A 15,843-nucleotide genomic window follows, 5' to 3' on the forward strand; every position below is an offset into this window, starting at 1 on the left:
ATCCTCAGAAAAATCGGCGAAAACGACTTCTCAAACCTCGGCGATACATCAACCCTCGCAGACCCCTCCGTCGTCGACAACCTTATCGCCAATCGGGTACAACGCGGTGAAAACAGCCACTTATGAGGCGTTTTGGCACCCCCTGAGAGGTGCTGTTGGAGCGGTGAAGGGAACCGCAAGGCGTCTTCAAATACTTGAAATAAAAGAGAATGTAGCGGTGTAGAAAAAACATAGGCCCCGCGCTGAAGCCCCACCTCCTTTTTGCTAATCGGGTTCGAAGTATAAAATAGGTTCGCTTCGGCGTTACACCTGACCAAGGGTTACTATACTCCGCGCTGCCGATTTGGGCCAATCTCAAATTGGCATCTCTGATCCGCTGATGCCTTCCATTTCACGGGAACAACCGGCAGCGCTCCATCCGACGAGTTCTGCCATGAAGGCCGACAAGGTACGGGAAAACCAGCGGCCTGCTATCCCCAAACCACGACGCCGCAGTCTCGGTGCATTCAGACAATAATTTTGGTTGCCGAGCTGCAGACTGTCCGGTCGAGGCAGCTCGCGACCAGTTCAAGACGTTCAACGACCGACAGGCGAGTGGCCGCTCTTGCGAAGGAACCGCCATTCGAGCGGTTCACCATGAACCACAGCATCGTTAGTGACCGCGCCGCCTTGCGGTTGCTGCGCCGCCTCCATGGAAACACGTCTTGAAACTGACCGCGCAGAGACTGCTCCGCCGGTAGTCGGTAACCGATACTCGGCTGCATCACGCAAGGCGGAGGCGGGATACCTCTAGCAGGAACTGCACCATCGGGACGTCGGGGGCCGTACTCGCCAGCACCAGATCGGCATCCTCCCGACGCAATTGCAGGCGGCGCGTGGCGAGCGCGAGCAGGAACTCACTTGCCGCTCCGCCGCGGGGGCTTCGGCAGGCTGCGATGACACGCCGCAGCAGCCGGCCCAGTTCACGACTTTCGTCGGCCGAGTCGGCGAAGTTGAGCTCGTAAGGGTAGGCTGCACGGAGCAGGGACGCCTGGATCACGTCATCGTTGAAACGGCCGAAATTGCCGGGCGCCAGGATTGTCTGCTGGAACCAGTTGCTGATGATCCGGCGCTCGCCGGGAACGAAGCCGTTGGCCCGCAGCCGCTGCAGCACCGAGGCGATGGTGAAATAGACATCCGCCTGCCTGTGCCCCGGCTCTGCGGGGAGCTTTTTTGGCCAGAACACGAAGCCGGGCTGGAGACGCAGCGGCTCCTGCCCGTTGGCCAGGAACAGGTCGTCGTCGAGCGCCTGGCTCGCCCGGCGCAGACGGTCGACACGCGCTTGTATGGCCGGCGCGAGTTCAGTGGGAACGAGCGTCTTGACCTCAGGATCGATGAGCAATTGCAGTTCGGCGGCCCAGGCGTGGCCCTCGTAGGACGCCGGAAGTACGATCTGGTCAACCGTTACCAACTGGTAGGGAAAGAGGTTGTGGGTCTGGACAAGGCTGTTCTCGAGCCGCTCGCGCTTGGGCTCGGCCGTTGTCTTGGCCATGCCAACGAGATAGAGAAGCGGCGCGTCCGGTGCGATACTGCGTAGGTCCCGGCTGATGTCGAGCAGCGTCCGGCCGCTCTCGACGACCGCCGCCACGATGGCGATCGCATCCTTGGTCGCCTCCGGAATGTCATCGATGCCGTCGCGCGTGATGACGGGTGCCGGCGTCGCGAGTTGCCCTGCCACGCGCCGGGCCAGATCCAGCGACTGGCCGTCGGCGGCAATCACGTGTGACAGGCTTGCCGGCAGGGATCGCCGCAACGCGTAGTCGAGCTTGCGCCCGAAGGCGTCGCTTGCGAGCAGCCGCTCGGCGTTGATGTGAAACAAGCGCGGCGTCTTCGAGCCGCTGCGCCCCAGGCCGACCTCGAACACGGCTTTGCGGGCATAGCGATCCATCAGTTGCGAGAGCCCCTTGGGCGCATCCGCGATGCCCACCAAAAGCGCGTCCTGCTGCGGTCCGGCAAATTCGAACTGGTCGCCCTGGAGCTTGATTGCGTGCGAGCCGCTGAGACACGTCGGGCAGTCCGCGGACTCGTTGACCGAGGGCAGATCCGTGACTCCGGCCGGATTGAAATCGTCGTCCCGGGAGAGGTCGCAGACCACCGGCGTCGTGCTTGGCTTACGCCCCAGGTAAAGCAGGTGGACAATCTGCTCCGGCTCGACATTCTTTTCGGTGACGAGGCGCGCCGCCAGCGTGCCGCTCGACGAGGCAGAGATCAGCACCACCGCGCGCTCGTCGCTGTCGAACCCGTACTGGTCGAACCCGGCGTACGACGAGAAATTGTCGGCAAGGATCCATGCCGCGCCGGTGAAGGAACGGCGCTGCTCGTTGATTGCGGCGACGACAGCGTAGAGCGAGGGGGTGTCGAGGTAGGCCCGCGTCACTGACGGGTCGATGTGGGGCAGGCAGCAGAAGCCGATAAACGCGATTTCCGCGCCCCGCGCCAGGATGTTGGACAGCCGGATGAACCGCTCGGTGTGCCGGCCCGATGGGTTCTCGAAATGATAGGTGGCGTTTGCCTCGACGAAACCGCGCCGCTCGTTGAAGATCGCGGTGATTCCCCGCCGCCGAACGTCGTCGATCGTCATGCCGTCGCCCAGCATGGCCCCGGCAACGCGGTCGCGCCGGGTTTCCCGGCCGTTGCAGTCGTACCCGACCAGCACGACGGCGCTGCGGCCGAGGCGGCCCAGGGTCGCAAGGTGCAGCGAATGTTCCGCGAGCGCGGCCCGCGTTGCGTCGAATGCGGGTTCGCGCACGAGGATCGCGACCTCGTCCGGCACTAGGTTGGCCTCGATCTCGGCTTCGATCGTGCTGGCTAATGCCTCGGGATCCAGTTCCGGGGTCGCGACGAAGACCAGCAGTGTGTCGCGCGTGCTGGTCTCCTCGCCGCCGGTCTGCCGCTCAAGATCGAAGCGCAGGGTGAACAGGGATTTCACCGGCCCCTCCGCAGCGGCAGGAGGACCGTGAGGAGGCTCCCGGCGACCGGTGCCAGCGCCCCGTCGGCAGGCCGGTAGACTTCGAGCGCCGCCGGGCCCTCACCGGCATGCTCGCCCGAGAAGTCGGCATGGATCGACAGCCGCCCCGTGCGCAGCCGCAAGAACCCGCGCTCCCGGCGCAGGACGCGCAGTACGTGCGGAAGTCCCTGGCCAAAGCGCAATCCGCCCTTGGCGCTAAAGGTCGTAAAGCAGTCGCGGACGGCTTCCTCCTCCTCGTCCGGTGTGATGTCCTCGAGCCTGCGGCCGGTCCGCGACACAGCAAAGCCGGGCCCGGAATCGAGTACCGACAGCTCAAACAGATGAGTCTGCACCGCCCCGTCGGCGGCCTCCAGCGACTGACAATAGTGCGCAAGCGGCGGATAGTCGGCGACGATCTGGACCAGCCGTTCGGGCTCGATCGCGTGATGCACGGTCTTGATGGCGCGGATAGACAGGGACAGGATGTTGCCGGCCACGTCGTACTGACCATGGTCCTCGGTGTTCTTGAACAGTTCGAACATCATGCCGCCTAGGGCCTCGTCGAGTTCGGTTGCGATCCCGTGCTGGTAGGCAGGCGGTACGGTGTGGCTCAGCAGCCAAGATGCGAGCGTGGCAAAAGCGCGACGCGGGCGCAGTAGCGGCCTCAGGTCGTCGGGCTGGTACAGTAGATAGGGCGCGTTGCGGCCGAGGTGATCAGCGCAGACCACTTCCGCCGATGCTCCGCGATAGGCGGATTTCGGCTTCATGCTCATCAGCGTTGTCAGGCGCTTCAGCGCGGCCAAACGGACGTCGCGGGTGACATCGCCGGTCTGCCCGTCGCCCGTTATCGCCGCAGCACAGAGGGCGCCTGTCAGCCCGGGCAGGCGCCGGACCAGCTCCTCGATCTGCTCGAGCGAGTGCACGAAAGTCTGGAGGGTCGCATCGGGGCGACGCTGAGCCCAGGTCACCAGCAACTGGCTCAGTGAAGCCTCGCCCCCGCACCCCAAGTGACGCAGGTTCAGCGGCAGCGTAAAGGGCTCGTCGAGCGGCGCCGTCGCGGCTTCGCGCAGCGCCTGCTCGATATTGGCGACGCTCGCTTGAGCGGGAATGCGCAAAGCCTTCTCCTTGTATCCCGCATGCCGGCGCTGAACTTCCTTAGCCGATGACGCGCCTAACACGATGCCCTGCCATCTTGAACCTGGTTTATAGCCTGCTGCAGAGCATTTGACTCGCGCAGCTTTGCGTCTTTCAGTCCAGGTTCTGCGTTCATGCAGTGCCGATCGGTCCAACATCGAACGTCCGCTTAGTGATAGATGCCGCCGGTGGGCACGTACTGTGGCTATGGCAGTTTTGTCCCACGATGCGGCGTTCGCTTTCAGCGGCAGTCGACCCTTTCCGGCCGTTCGGCACCCACATTTGGCTTCCCAAGTGCAGACTGTCCGCTAATTCGGCAGGTGCCGACCATCTGTCGCCGTTTGCGTGCCATGAGTAAGTGGCAACTCTCCCCTTCAAAGTCGACATTTCCACTCGATGCCTTAGCCAGGGATTTGCGCGCCATTGCACAACCGCTAGTCTATTCGCTGTACGCTAGGGCGGTGTTCGAAAGCGAAAGAAAGAGATGCTCGTAACCGGACTGGCGAAAGCCGGCGCTCATGAAAAACTGGCCGGCTATTTCGACATCAGCGTCGAGTTGCAACGTCGTATCGGCACGTTCATTTTGCTCTTCAGTATGATCGAACAGCAGCTCGAATTCATGCTGCTGCAAAGGAACCCGCCGGGGCCGGACAGGGTCTTCGCGACGGACAAGATGCCGGTCAGCGATCGCCTGAAAGCGGTGTGGGCGCTCGCTGCAAACGAGCCCGAGATCGCTCCTGACCTGATACTCGCGGCCGACCTTGGCGACCTTCTCGCAGAGGTTCGTCACACGGTCGCCCATGGCGCGCCGATCGCGTCGGAGAAATTGGAGAAGAATCGCAGCTGGTTTGGCGAGCCGCGCAAACGGCCCTTCGCGGCGGTCACGCTATCGGAACCTGCACTCGACGCAGCCGCGACCGCAAGCGAAATCCTGTTCCGGCTTGTGAGTGCGATCGGCGCGCGTCTGGCAGGCGAACGCGAGATGGCCGGTCTACTCACACCGCCCGAATCGGACATGCAGGCGCTACAATCGGCATCCGCCACGATCCGCGTGGCGGTAAGCAGAAGCGCGGATGGTTTCTCGTGACGAAGGAGTTCAGACAATGCAGCGCTGAACCGTAACGATGCCGTTGGTCGCCGACTTCCCTAAGCTACTGTCCTCAATCATTGTCGAGGTCCAGCCATGCTGGCAGCCGAAAGACCGGCACGCCCATTCTTTCGAGGGCTGCGTAGGTGAAGACGAGGTTAATCCCTCTCCCCTGGAATTCGTCAGTCAGCCCGAGGAGCGCAAAGAAGGCGTCCCGCAAAGCGGGACTGAGCTTCCGGCGCCTGCCGATCGCATCACGGGCAAAGCGCATCGCGCAGCCGGCGAGCAGATCGGCGGCCTGCAGGCAAATCTCGCTGGTGCTGTCTACGAAGCGGAGCTCGGCCACGCTGGAGAGATTGTAATCCGAAAACGGCGCCGGCAACGTATTCCCTCGTCGGGTGAGGTCCTCCATCAGTGCCTTGGCGTCCGTGAGGATAGCGCCATACTGCAGTTGCTTGTCATGGATAGAAGCGACGCACATTCAGAGGGATGCAACGCCTGTCGCTGCCGGTGCATTGCGGGCTCCAAAGCCGGTCCTCGGAATCAGGACGCGTGCTCGTGAATAGCCACCTTTCGCAGCGCAGAGCCAGGGGCATGAATATCAGCCATGCTGTATGGTAGATCGGCCCCATGAAAAACGGTGTCGACTTGCCTGAAGCTGCGCTGGAGGCGAGCGATCGCCTGTTCGTCTTCAAGGAGACCGAGCACCCGGAGGGAGGAACGCCCCGAAACTTTTCATTTACCAGCGCGGATGTGGCACCACTTGGCTATGAGGATCTTGCAGCGGCGCAACTGCATAAGTCCATCTCTATCCCGCTCGAGATAATGGGCGCGCGGATTGTCGAGACCGATGTCGATGGGATGGACAAGAGCAAGCCGGTTCGCATCAGGGCAAGACTGGAAAGTCCGTTCACATCCAGAGCCATAGGCCTCGTTCGTGGCGGATGGCTGCCCCCTACGCTTGCTGCAACCCGCAAGTCCGCAGTGATCCTTACAGATCGCAACATCATTGCCATGATTACAGGGCGCTTCAAGGACGGCCGCCCGGTAAGACGCGAGCCCGATTTCATCGACCTGTTCGAAGATGAGCCTGTCAGGATCAACCCGTCATTGTCGGTCATCGAGGGCAACAGCCGGGCGATTCCTGACCCGTCATCGGTTCGCGACCAATATGCCGAAGTGATCGTCAAGGTCGCAAACGCCCTTCCCCGCGCCCGGCTGATGGTGGGCCCCGGCTCGATCCAGGGTATTGTGGGCCTCATCGAGGATACCAGGCCCACGCTGGTGCGGGAGAAGGCTTTGCTGAGGCGCTTTGCAAGCGTGCTTGGCGCGCCCGTCGCCCTCTCGAACCGCGACGCGCGCTGGCGCGAGGTGATTACGGCGGCAGATGAGCTGGGCGTGCGGCGCAACGCGCTGGTGGTGCTCGCCATGCTGAGCGCCATCGTCAATCCGCGCGGGTACTGCGCAGCCAAGAAGGTTCTCAAGCTCAATGCCGACTATAGCGATGGCGATGCCTACAATGCCCTTAGCGATCTGCGGTCCCTGAAACTGTTGATGTATTGTTTTGCCTGCTATCCGGAGGAAAATACGCAACTGTGCACGCAGGATCGCCATCTTGCACATTTCTGGGTCGGAATTGGCGCATCCGATTTCAGGCTGGTGGGCAAAGGGCTGCGCTGTTCGATGACACCCCATGAGGCCATCTTGCCAGGACCCTATTGCCAGCGCTGGATGGCGGACATCGCCGCCGGCGCTGATCAGTCCGTTTGATTCGAGCGGGACAGGACCTGCGTCCGAGGGACCAGGGGGCCAGATGAGCCAGTCATGCCTTGCTCGCTGCGCCTAGCGCTATAATCTGAGGCCAAAGCAGCTTGATCAGGAGAAAAGTCCGGCAATGCATAGCCCTCCTCAATCGGAGACCATCCTGGCGGCCTCAAAAAAGATTGGCGAGGCGCTCGACTGGATCGCGTCCAGATTGCCCGGGATGGAAGTCCCTGGAGATCATCGGCATCGCATTGCAGCACAGCTGTGCGATCTTTCGCTCGATCATGCAGCGGCAATCGTGGCGCTTATTACGACAGGACGCCACTCAAGTTCCTTTGCCCTGGTGCGCTGTCAGTTCGAGTGCCTGGTTCGCGGTGCGTGGCTGTTTTATCGCGCCACGGATGAGGAGATAGAGCGTTTCGTCGAGCGGGACGAGATCAGGCCCAATATGGCAATGTTGATCGAAGCACTGGAAAGCGGCCCTCCCTTCGAGGACAAATTGCTATCCTATGTGAAAAAGAATGCCTGGGGGCCGATGAACGGCTACACGCATGGCGGGATTCATCAGGTCAGCAGGCGACTGCAGGGCGATTATATCGAGCCGGTTTTCGAAGATGAGTCTCTCCTGGAGGTCCTGCAATTCACCGGGACGATGGCGCTGTACGCCTTCGGTGAAATCACGGCGATCACCGACCGCAAAGATCTCAGTGAAGAAGCGCAGGCAATGATGGATGCAGGTGCTTCGCTGGTCCATCCGGCTTTTGCGGCTCACGAGCAGAACGAGGTCTGAAGCTCCAAGGCACCCGCGCAGCCGATCGCGGCATGAGAACGCGCTTGCGCATGGCCGATGGCTGGGCGCCCATTATGCCCGGGTGCGCGATCTGATATCGATCGCTAAGCCCAGCGCGATGATGAAGAGGTGATTTTGAACATTTGTCCCGATTGCTTCGAAGCCGATGGACTGCAGCGCAAGATCATTTCGGTGAGAAAGGCCGTCTCTACCGGGCCCTGCGACATGCACCCCTCGAAGAAAGGCATACCGATCGAGGAACTGGCCCAAATCATCGATCCGGTGTTTCGCGATCTCTATTGGGGCGGGCCCGATGACGGGAGTGTCTGGTCCGCAAATCGTGGCAGCGTGCTCGTGGACACTCTCTATGAGCTGACCGGAGCGATAGACGACACGATCCTCGACGAGCTCATCGCCGCTTTATGCGATCAGGATTTCTACAGGCCGCAAAAGGGCGAGGAGCCCTATTATGACGAGGACGTTCGCTACGTTCTGCAGGACGATCATGAAGGCACGCATTTTGCGAACTGGCAGAATTTTCAGCGCAGTCTGATGTTTGAAAGCCGTTTCTTCAATCCTGATGCAGAGCGGGCGCTTAACGACATTTTCCACGGCATGCAGCAGCTGCGCGACGCAAATGGGCGTGGTCCGGTCTATCTTATCGAGCCCGGGACGCCGGAAGCCCATTTCTTCAGGGCCAGAGTTGCCAATGAATATGAGGATTTTCGGCGGATCGAGGCAAACCTTGCGCGGGATCTTGGCCCGCCACCCGAACGCCTGCGCAAGGCCGGGCGCCTCAATCCTGCGGGGATCAGCGGCTTTTATGGGGCATTCGATCTGGCGACATGCATTGCAGAGCTTCGACCGTCGGTCGGAGGCAAGGTCATCTCGGCACGCTTCAAGCTGGAGCGGGAGATATGTGTCCTCGACATGACCCGCTTTGTAGACAAGCCCCGCACGGTCAATCATTTCGCATCGGGCGCGCGCAAACGGGCTCGGCAATGGGCATTCATGGAGACATTCATGAAGGAGATCGCCCGTCCGGTCTCGCCGGGAACCGAGCATCTTGAGTATCTTTCGACCCAGGCTGTCGCCGAATTTCTGAACAAGCGCTTCCAGTTGAGCTTTGCTGGCAGGAGGCGTCATATCGACGCCGTCATCTTCAAGTCAGCGCAGCGCCCAGAAGGCAAGAATATCGTCCTTCTGGGCGATGCGGCGCTAGTCGGGCCCGCAAAGGGATCAGCAAAAGCTGAGACAGCCCGGACATTGGAGGCGGTCGAACAGGCGCACGATGACTTTGAAAGCTGGTTCGACCATGCGGTCGAGGAGAGCCGCAAGGTCAAGCCGGCTAGCCTGACGCCAGAGCCCGAAACGGTCCGCTGGACGAAGATCAGCGGCGCGCAGTTCACGCCCGAAGATCTGACGCCGGGCACGTTTCACGATGACGAGTTCGACCAATAGGAGCAGCGCACAGCCTCATTCCTTTCAAGATGGGAAAGGACAAGGCCGTCACCGACCAGCTGATGGTCCATGAATTGATCTGGCCGAAGAAGAAACTGGCCGAACTGGGTGAGGTGCTTGTGCAGCTGCGCCTGACTCTGAGCTATTTCATCGAACCCAATCCCGGTGAGCGCGGCCAGTCTCGCCGGCACAGCTACGCCAGCCATGGCCTTCGGTTCGCGCTCAAGCCCGCCGACGAGAAGCCGGAGGTTTTCCTGCGGCGCATTACCTCTGAGGCGGGACCGCGCCCTCCTGCACGACAGACGTCGGATACCGGGTGGACCATCGGGCCCCAGTTGCGCCACCGCGGCTCGCTCCACGCCGACATCTGGGAAGGCACGGCCATCGATCTTGCCGAGCGCAACACCATCATCATCTATCCGACGGGCGGCTGGTGGCGCGAAAATCTGGCGCAAGGTAGAGTGGGTGAGCCCGCGCGCTACCGCTTGATCGCCAGTATCCGGGCCGCTGACGGAATCGACCTGCGGACGGAAATCAGCGCCCAGATTTCTCCCGAGATCGCTGGCGAAGCGGTGATTGAGGTCTGATCCATACGAGACCCCGGGCATCGACGATGTCGGTCTTCGGGGACCAGAACGGCGATCGGGAGCTCCAACGTTCGACTGCTCCATGTAATAGGATGGATGCGTTCACCTCCGGCGATGACAGACCGTGGCACGATCCTGCTCTTTTCCATTCAAGGCTTCTGAAATCGGAGCAGTCCGTGGCGCGCTAGGCGAGCCCCACGAGTTCGCAAATTCTGTTATATTCCGCGACCTTGGCTTGGTCATCGGGACTAAGGTCGTCTTCGACATCATCATTTGCCACCGTGAGGTCGCTGAGCAACCGATGCAGATGGACCGTCATCTCAGTCCAGATGTTCTGGGCGTCGCCTGGGTCTTCAAACCTGACGGAAATCGCCTCGAAGCAACTGAGAACCTCGATCAGGCCATCGTCGTCGGTCATGAACCTGGTCTGCGCGTAGCGCCCCAAGCCTTTCCTCGCATCTTCTTCGATTTCCAGCTTGTGACGGGCAAAGCGAGATATGACCATGATATCCGACAGGGCATTCTGCACGTTGAATTGGTCGGGGTTCTGTTTGAACTTCATCATGTGCTTTGCGGCCCCATTACCATAAAGACACGCAAGCGTAATCGTCACCACCGGGTGGTTTTTGGCGATCGACAGCGACTCTGCCATCTCGACGATTTCTTGTGCCTTATGAAACCGCTCGCTCGGTTTGACCGAATTCCAAAGTTGGTGGCGCCCATTCATTTCCTCGAGAAACGCTAGGTAGCTGGGACGAGAGACCTCATGAGGCACTCCTCGCAGTTCCCGGAGATAGCCGATCAGAAAGTCGTCCGGCTCCAGGACACGGGCATGCTTGAAGAAGGATCGCAGCGCCGCAACGTCCTTCAGGATTTCCCTTTCCAGATCAGCGCCGTCAAGCTTGCTTTGGATCTCACTAGCCCTCTCGATGAGGGCGAAAAGATAGGACACCGAGTTGTGAGGGCGATCGAGTCTCCGCAGGCGCCTGCGCCAGGTGGCCTTTCGAGGGCTCTGGGCAATCGCCTTGGGGGAGAGCCTGGGAATGGCGGCGACACAGATGTCGAGAAAATGCAGTGTCGGAACCGCCTCGGCCCAGGCCTGCATCGCACCGGCCTGTTCAGGGGTCAGGTCCATGGCCAGTTTCAGCTGCGGAGGTCGGCGATAAATCCGGTCAGTGGCTCCTGAAATCATTCTCTGCTCCATCGCTGGCGCCACGAGGTGGATATCGTCCGAGGGCTGATCAAGTCGCGCCGGAATTCTTTTTCAGCTGGGCGCCATCTGCCTGGCCGGCGGTGATCGCGCGGGTCGCAATCCCGTCAGCGAACTCCCTGCTCCAACTTTTCGATAACCCGACCGGCGGTTTGCGGGGGAGATGCGTATGACTGCACCTGCCGCGCGCCTGCGCCGCTATGCCATCGCACGGAATTTCACGGTATCGACCAGACAATCATCCAAGCTTCGCCTGCAAATAGGCTTGGAGAGAGGCGATGCCGGCGTCCAGGAGCTTATCACCCGCCTTTGCGCCGACCTTTGCAAGGAAGGCCTGCAGACGCCGAGCCGCACTAAGCCGCTTTTCTGGCGAGCTGTTGCCATCCTCCATTTCATAAACGGAAGACTGAAGATCCACGGTGTTGGGCAAACCACTGTCTCGTATCAGCTCGAGGAGCTGTATGGGTTCGGGGCCAAAATTCTGATTGCCATAGACCTCCTGCGCCACGACGCCGGTGACCTGATTGATGAACTGCGGTCTTATGTTCACGACCATCTTGTCGGCCCCGGCATAACCGAGCCGTGATGTCCCAAGGCCCATAACTTCCGTAACGCCTTCGCGGCTTGGGATCACTTGCTCCACCAGTAGACGAATGGTTGCAAGCTCGGCATCTGAGGCCACTTCGATGAGCTCGCTCTCGAGGCGGTGACGGATATCCAGAATCTTGCGCTCACGTTCTTGCCGAATGTCGCTGGTGATCCGACGAAGCTTTTTCGAATAGTCTGTCACGAGACGTCCAACGGAGTGCGCGTCAGCTCCCTGCTCGATCAGCAGCCGTTCTGCGGCAGTTGGATCCGCCACACACAGGTCCATAACCCTTGTGAAGCCGGAGAAGCTCGCAGTTACGTCGTCCTGCGACATGCTTCCGTCTCCGAAAAACTCGTAGACCGTCCCGCTTGCCGTTGCGTGGGTCGATTGCCGTACCTGCATGTTAAGTGATCGTGTGAGATAGTCGCGAAACAGGCTCAGTACGTCGATTGTCTGTTCGGCATAAATTTTTCCGGAAGGTACGTAGAACCGAAAAATGAGATTATTGTGATGCCCTTCAACAAATTCCCCGGCTAGAAGGCTCAATTCCACGTTGCGGCGGTAGGGAACGACGTTCAGTTCATACCTTTCGAATAGCTCCATGACCGCTTTGCGCTGATCCTCCTCAAGCGGATAGAAATATCCGTTAGGACCAAACCAGCTATCTTCATCTTCCTCTACGCCCGAGCTTTGCTCGATTGCCAGGCCGAAGAAGGAGGAATGTACAAAAATGATATGAGGGATAAGCCTGATCCGTCCCAACAGCTCGTCATGGACTTCTGAATATTCGGGGTGCAGCATCCTTTCCATCGTCGTATTGGACAGCTTCACCAGGATCCCGACAAGCGGCTCCTCATCGATGATGTCGATGATGTTGACCCAATTCGCCGATCCGGACTCCAACCGCTTCTTGATATATGGAATCCCCGCGACAGCTAGGCGGCTCTTGGCGGCCTCGCTGTCGCTATCACTCAGGAACAGAAATTTTTTGATGCCGGAACTGTCAGTCATGGCCGATCCTATCTTCGAGAAATGGCGCCGCCAAGCCTCCCCGCGAGGCTCGAAACCTGACCAACAGCGGCGATGCGGTCGAACATTGAACCTCACCAGGGGCGCCGCTAGCTTTGGGTGACAAAACAACACCGAGGTCATCCTTGCCGAAAGAGCCATATGACAGCGCCAGGCCCCATATTCCGGCTGCCACCCGCCGCCTTGTTCTGGTCGAGTCCGGCCACAGCTGCGCGTTGAGGGTTTGTGGCGAAACCACCTATGTTGAGCTTCACCATATTGATGAAAATCGGGAGAACAACGATCCAGCGAACCTGATCGCCCTTTGCGACATGCATCACAAGATGGCGCATGATGGAAAAATCGATCGAAAGTCGCTTAGAATGTACAAGGAGCAGCTTTCAAGCGTCCGGGAGGCCGAGATTCTCGAGCGGCTTACGCGCCTTGAGGCTCAGTCGGAGCCGGCCAAGTCAGACCTCCCCGTCGCCGAGACCAGTGCCGAGCAGCCTAGCGATTCCCGCATTCGCCAGATCGCAGCGCCGCGCTGGCGGGTTCAGGCTTTTGCATTGGGCCAGGTAGCGATCACCAGATATGAAGACGAGGCCGGCGTGTACCTCCAGCGACACGTTGAGCTCATTGCAGGAGAGAAGCGCCTGGTTCTGGATGGGCTCAAGCAGTTTGAGGATGATCAGGCAGATATCATCGTTGATTTTGTGTATGTCCGAAAGTCATATTTGGACGCGCCGACTTATGCAAAGTGGGTCCAGGAGAAGCTCGAAATATATGAGCTGATGACCGGTCGGCGCGCCACCGGCGTGCTGCTGGCGGTGGTTGGCAAAGAATCCATGCTCGCGGAAGCGGAGCTTCCCGCAATTCGATCGAGCGTGCGCGATCTGGAGGATGTGACGCTTCGGGTCTATTCCTGTGGGCAACTGGGTTTTCACCCCGGGCCGATCAGTGCCTCGCTGTTCTGAGCCGGTATCCCAGCATCACGCTCATGGCGATGTCCACTGTCTTTCGATATCCAGCCTAGCTTTGGGAGATGGGGCCATCTGGCCGCGAGGTCGCTTTCAGGGGCCCCTGCCATGCGGCGTTAAGCTACTGTCTTGTTGCCTCGCGCCAGCCCCCCCTGCCTCTTCATAAGGACAGCCATTCACCGGTATCGGGGCTGAATGAAACAGCGCGAACCTCCAGCCCTTCTTTCGACGCGAAGGCCCTCGCTTCTTCAGCATCCTGCGCAGCGAACCGAAGGTTGCTTTCAGCATCAATGGCTGCAAACGCACGAAACCGTCTGGGTGCGAATGGGTCGATCGTCCCAAATGTCCGGCGGCTCACATCCCAGCCCGCGAAGTGAGTTGCCGTTGAATCCGCTTCCCCGGTCCAACCGCGTGAGATTACCCCGATGACATTTCCGGCAGCGTTCATTACTGGGCCGCCGCTCATGCCGCTGGGCCACTCCGCCGACACGCGCAAGCGCGGCCACGGCATGGTCGAGCTTGCGTCAGCAGGTATAATTTCGAGCACCTCGCCCGTGCTCTGATATAGATACTGGGCCATGGGCCGATCCTCACCCTTGCCGTCTTTTGCGACATCGAGGCCGGCGAATCCGTATCCCGTTACTATGTCGCCGACCCTGGGCGGCTCGGACGTCAGCGCGAGCGGAAGATACGGCATTGGGCTGCTGCGGTGAGACCGCCCGATGTTCAGGCATGCAATTTCAGTGAGGTTTCTTATCTGAGCTTTCTCGTGCAAGAGAGCAGGCTCCGTCTTGCCCGCCTCGGCGTAAAATCCCGTCAGCGGCCGCCAGGCGTCTTTGGGCAAAGGCGCCGCACCGTAGACGATGCCCTCGATTTCGAGAGCAGCGAAGCGCACGTCATGTCGAAGTGCGAGCGCGCTTTTTTTGAGCGTCAGCATGTCCTCGATGACATGGAATGCCGTCGCGCAGTTCGCCCAAGGATCGATGCGGAAGGCCGTGCCGAGCCCGAATGGTCGTTCTTCCGGCGAATTAGGATCGAACCTGAACATGGGAAGGATCATCGCGCGAAGGCGCGGATCCTGATTTAGCTCTGGGTGTCCCTTCAACATGCCGCCCCTATCGCAGGTGGCAGCCGGTAAATGAAGAGAGCAAAAGCGGGCTTTGCGCCTTTGTGCGCCAGAGCGTGTCGCCGGCCGAGGATCGGGCCGACACGGATGAAAACGCCCTGTTCACGATTGACGGAGCCGGCCCTGTTGGCGACTGTAAACGGGGGCTCATCGGAACCGGTCGATCTCGACGAGTGGATGGGGCGCGAGGCAGCCGTTGCGGCCCGCTTCTTCAAGCAGCGCATCGTAGTAGACAACCAGATCGTGTCCGATCGACTCGATGCCGTTGAAAATCTGATCAGGGGGCTTATGGGCGACGTTCAGAAGCTCGCTCCTGTCACCGATGAAGATATCGAACTACTGCGCGCGCAAATACAAGATACGCCCGAAACACATCGGCTCAATTTCGGCATCGCAATGCTCTTCGGGTTTCCGCCCGAGATGTTTGTCGGGCGGTCCAATTTAGAGAAGCGAATCGGCCGGTTGAGGGATGTGATCCAAGAGATGGACGCCGGCTACACTGGCTGGGTTTTCACTCTCGCTCGCTCCAAAGCCGCCGAGATCTGTGATTCAGCCGAAGCAATGTACGCTCCGATGATCGCGCGAATGATACCGAGCGCCTTCCTGAGTTACGTTGCGAAGGAGTGCTTGGCTGTCGCGCTCTCCGGATCGGTGATGGCGGGCATCGTCGATCGCCTCAGCAACGCACCCCACCATGAGACCGACGAGGCTCGGTTGAGGCAGGTACGAGAGGATCTGGTCGGAGAATGGGGGCGTTACCTCGCCGGCGACTTCACTCAGATGATTGGCGACGGTGAAGTTCTGATAATGAAGCACCAAATCGTCCAACAGGGGCTAAAAGGGCTGGCTTCGCAGGCCGACCTCAAGAACGCCCTGCAGATAGGCGCCGATCTTCTCAAGCAGAAATTATTCGAGGGCGCAGACGCAATGCGGGCCATGTGCAAGCACAAGGTCAGCGTCGTACTTACTGGTACGCGCGGCGTCGACAGCGACGAAGGGCTCAAGCGTATGCTCAATACCGTACGCAGCTTGGACGCGTTGAAGCTTTCGAGCAGGCCGGTGCGCGGCGACAACTACGATGGCCGGTTGAGCGGCGACTATGATGGCCGGTAGGATCGGTTGTC

At 60.1% G+C, this 15,843-nt stretch carries 13 protein-coding genes; 7 read left to right on the plus strand and 6 right to left on the minus strand.

The window, feature by feature from the left end; all coding sequences use genetic code 11:
* Positions 1–763 precede the first annotated feature (763 nt).
* Both PYV00_RS19625 and PYV00_RS19630 read right to left on the minus strand, forming a co-directional pair.
* Positions 764–2,968 carry a hypothetical protein gene (locus tag PYV00_RS19625; RefSeq protein WP_275230012.1) on the minus strand — a complete coding sequence of 735 codons (2,205 nt, stop codon included), beginning with the start codon at positions 2,966–2,968 and terminating at the stop codon, positions 764–766.
* Positions 2,965–4,101 carry a hypothetical protein gene (locus tag PYV00_RS19630; RefSeq protein ID WP_275230013.1) on the minus strand — a complete coding sequence of 379 codons (1,137 nt, stop codon included), beginning with the start codon at positions 4,099–4,101 and terminating at the stop codon, positions 2,965–2,967. The genes PYV00_RS19625 and PYV00_RS19630 overlap by 4 nt, the downstream gene beginning before the upstream one ends.
* 503 nt (positions 4,102–4,604) lie before the next feature.
* Here PYV00_RS19630 and PYV00_RS19635 point away from each other — a divergent pair.
* Positions 4,605–5,207 carry a hypothetical protein gene (locus PYV00_RS19635; RefSeq protein ID WP_275230014.1) on the plus strand — a complete coding sequence of 201 codons (603 nt, stop codon included), beginning with the start codon at positions 4,605–4,607 and terminating at the stop codon, positions 5,205–5,207.
* A gap of 73 nt (positions 5,208–5,280) precedes the next feature.
* On the opposite strand, the gene PYV00_RS19640 is transcribed toward PYV00_RS19635, so the two are convergent.
* Positions 5,281–5,688: a DUF3800 domain-containing protein gene (locus PYV00_RS19640; protein WP_275230015.1), complete on the minus strand. Its 408-nt coding sequence runs from the start codon at positions 5,686–5,688 to the stop codon at positions 5,281–5,283.
* A 149-nt stretch (positions 5,689–5,837) separates the two neighbouring features.
* On the opposite strand from PYV00_RS19640, the gene PYV00_RS19645 reads away from it, so the two are divergent.
* The 4 genes from PYV00_RS19645 to PYV00_RS19660 all read left to right on the plus strand — a co-directional run bounded on the left by PYV00_RS19645 (position 5,838) and on the right by PYV00_RS19660 (position 9,809).
* A complete protein-coding gene (locus PYV00_RS19645) occupies positions 5,838–6,977 on the plus strand; it encodes a hypothetical protein (RefSeq protein ID WP_275230016.1) in 1,140 nt (379 codons plus the stop codon).
* Between the two features lie 124 nt (positions 6,978–7,101).
* Complete coding sequence (locus PYV00_RS19650) at positions 7,102–7,761, plus strand: DUF6988 family protein (protein ID WP_275230017.1); 660 nt, start codon at positions 7,102–7,104, stop codon at positions 7,759–7,761.
* Positions 7,762–7,890: 129 nt separating this feature from the next.
* The gene (locus PYV00_RS19655; RefSeq protein WP_275230018.1) at positions 7,891–9,222 is read left to right on the plus strand and encodes an RES family NAD+ phosphorylase; all 1,332 of its coding nucleotides are present in this window, start codon (positions 7,891–7,893) and stop codon (positions 9,220–9,222) included.
* 29 nt (positions 9,223–9,251) lie between these two features.
* Positions 9,252–9,809 carry a hypothetical protein gene (locus tag PYV00_RS19660; RefSeq protein WP_275230019.1) on the plus strand — a complete coding sequence of 186 codons (558 nt, stop codon included), beginning with the start codon at positions 9,252–9,254 and terminating at the stop codon, positions 9,807–9,809.
* Positions 9,810–9,993: 184 nt separating this feature from the next.
* Here the strand turns inward: PYV00_RS19660 and PYV00_RS19665 are convergent, their stop codons facing one another.
* Complete coding sequence (locus tag PYV00_RS19665; RefSeq protein ID WP_275230020.1) at positions 9,994–11,001, minus strand: hypothetical protein; 1,008 nt, start codon at positions 10,999–11,001, stop codon at positions 9,994–9,996.
* A 256-nt stretch (positions 11,002–11,257) separates the two neighbouring features.
* Entirely contained in the window at positions 11,258–12,619 is a 1,362-nt protein-coding gene (locus PYV00_RS19670; protein WP_275230021.1) for a hypothetical protein, read from the minus strand.
* Positions 12,620–12,732: 113 nt separating this feature from the next.
* On the opposite strand from PYV00_RS19670, the gene PYV00_RS19675 reads away from it, so the two are divergent.
* Entirely contained in the window at positions 12,733–13,590 is an 858-nt protein-coding gene (locus PYV00_RS19675) for an HNH endonuclease signature motif containing protein (RefSeq protein ID WP_275230022.1), read from the plus strand.
* A 163-nt stretch (positions 13,591–13,753) separates the two neighbouring features.
* On the opposite strand, the gene PYV00_RS19680 is transcribed toward PYV00_RS19675, so the two are convergent.
* On the minus strand, positions 13,754–14,701 hold the full coding sequence (locus PYV00_RS19680; protein WP_275230023.1) for a trypsin-like peptidase domain-containing protein: 948 nt from the start codon (positions 14,699–14,701) through the stop codon (positions 13,754–13,756).
* 144 nt (positions 14,702–14,845) lie between these two features.
* Between PYV00_RS19680 and PYV00_RS19685 the strand changes: the two genes are divergently transcribed.
* Positions 14,846–15,832 (plus strand): hypothetical protein, encoded by a 987-nt coding sequence (locus PYV00_RS19685; protein ID WP_275230024.1) that lies wholly within the window; start codon positions 14,846–14,848, stop codon positions 15,830–15,832.
* The last annotated feature ends 11 nt before the right edge of the window (positions 15,833–15,843 follow it).

It is taken from the genome of Novosphingobium album (ex Liu et al. 2023) (genome assembly GCF_029076845.1).
Lineage (GTDB): Bacteria > Pseudomonadota > Alphaproteobacteria > Sphingomonadales > Sphingomonadaceae > Novosphingobium.

Coding starts and splice junctions, on each gene's coding strand:
- PYV00_RS19635 (WP_275230014.1), top strand. CDS start 4,605: ATGCTCGTAACCGGACTGGCGAAAGCCGGCGCTCATGAAAAACTGGCC.
- PYV00_RS19640 (WP_275230015.1), bottom strand. CDS start 5,688: ATGTGCGTCGCTTCTATCCATGACAAGCAACTGCAGTATGGCGCTATC.
- PYV00_RS19645 (WP_275230016.1), top strand. CDS start 5,838: ATGAAAAACGGTGTCGACTTGCCTGAAGCTGCGCTGGAGGCGAGCGAT.
- PYV00_RS19650 (WP_275230017.1), top strand. CDS start 7,102: ATGCATAGCCCTCCTCAATCGGAGACCATCCTGGCGGCCTCAAAAAAG.
- PYV00_RS19660 (WP_275230019.1), top strand. CDS start 9,252: ATGGGAAAGGACAAGGCCGTCACCGACCAGCTGATGGTCCATGAATTG.
- PYV00_RS19665 (WP_275230020.1), bottom strand. CDS start 11,001: ATGATTTCAGGAGCCACTGACCGGATTTATCGCCGACCTCCGCAGCTG.
- PYV00_RS19670 (WP_275230021.1), bottom strand. CDS start 12,619: ATGACTGACAGTTCCGGCATCAAAAAATTTCTGTTCCTGAGTGATAGC.
- PYV00_RS19680 (WP_275230023.1), bottom strand. CDS start 14,701: ATGTTGAAGGGACACCCAGAGCTAAATCAGGATCCGCGCCTTCGCGCG.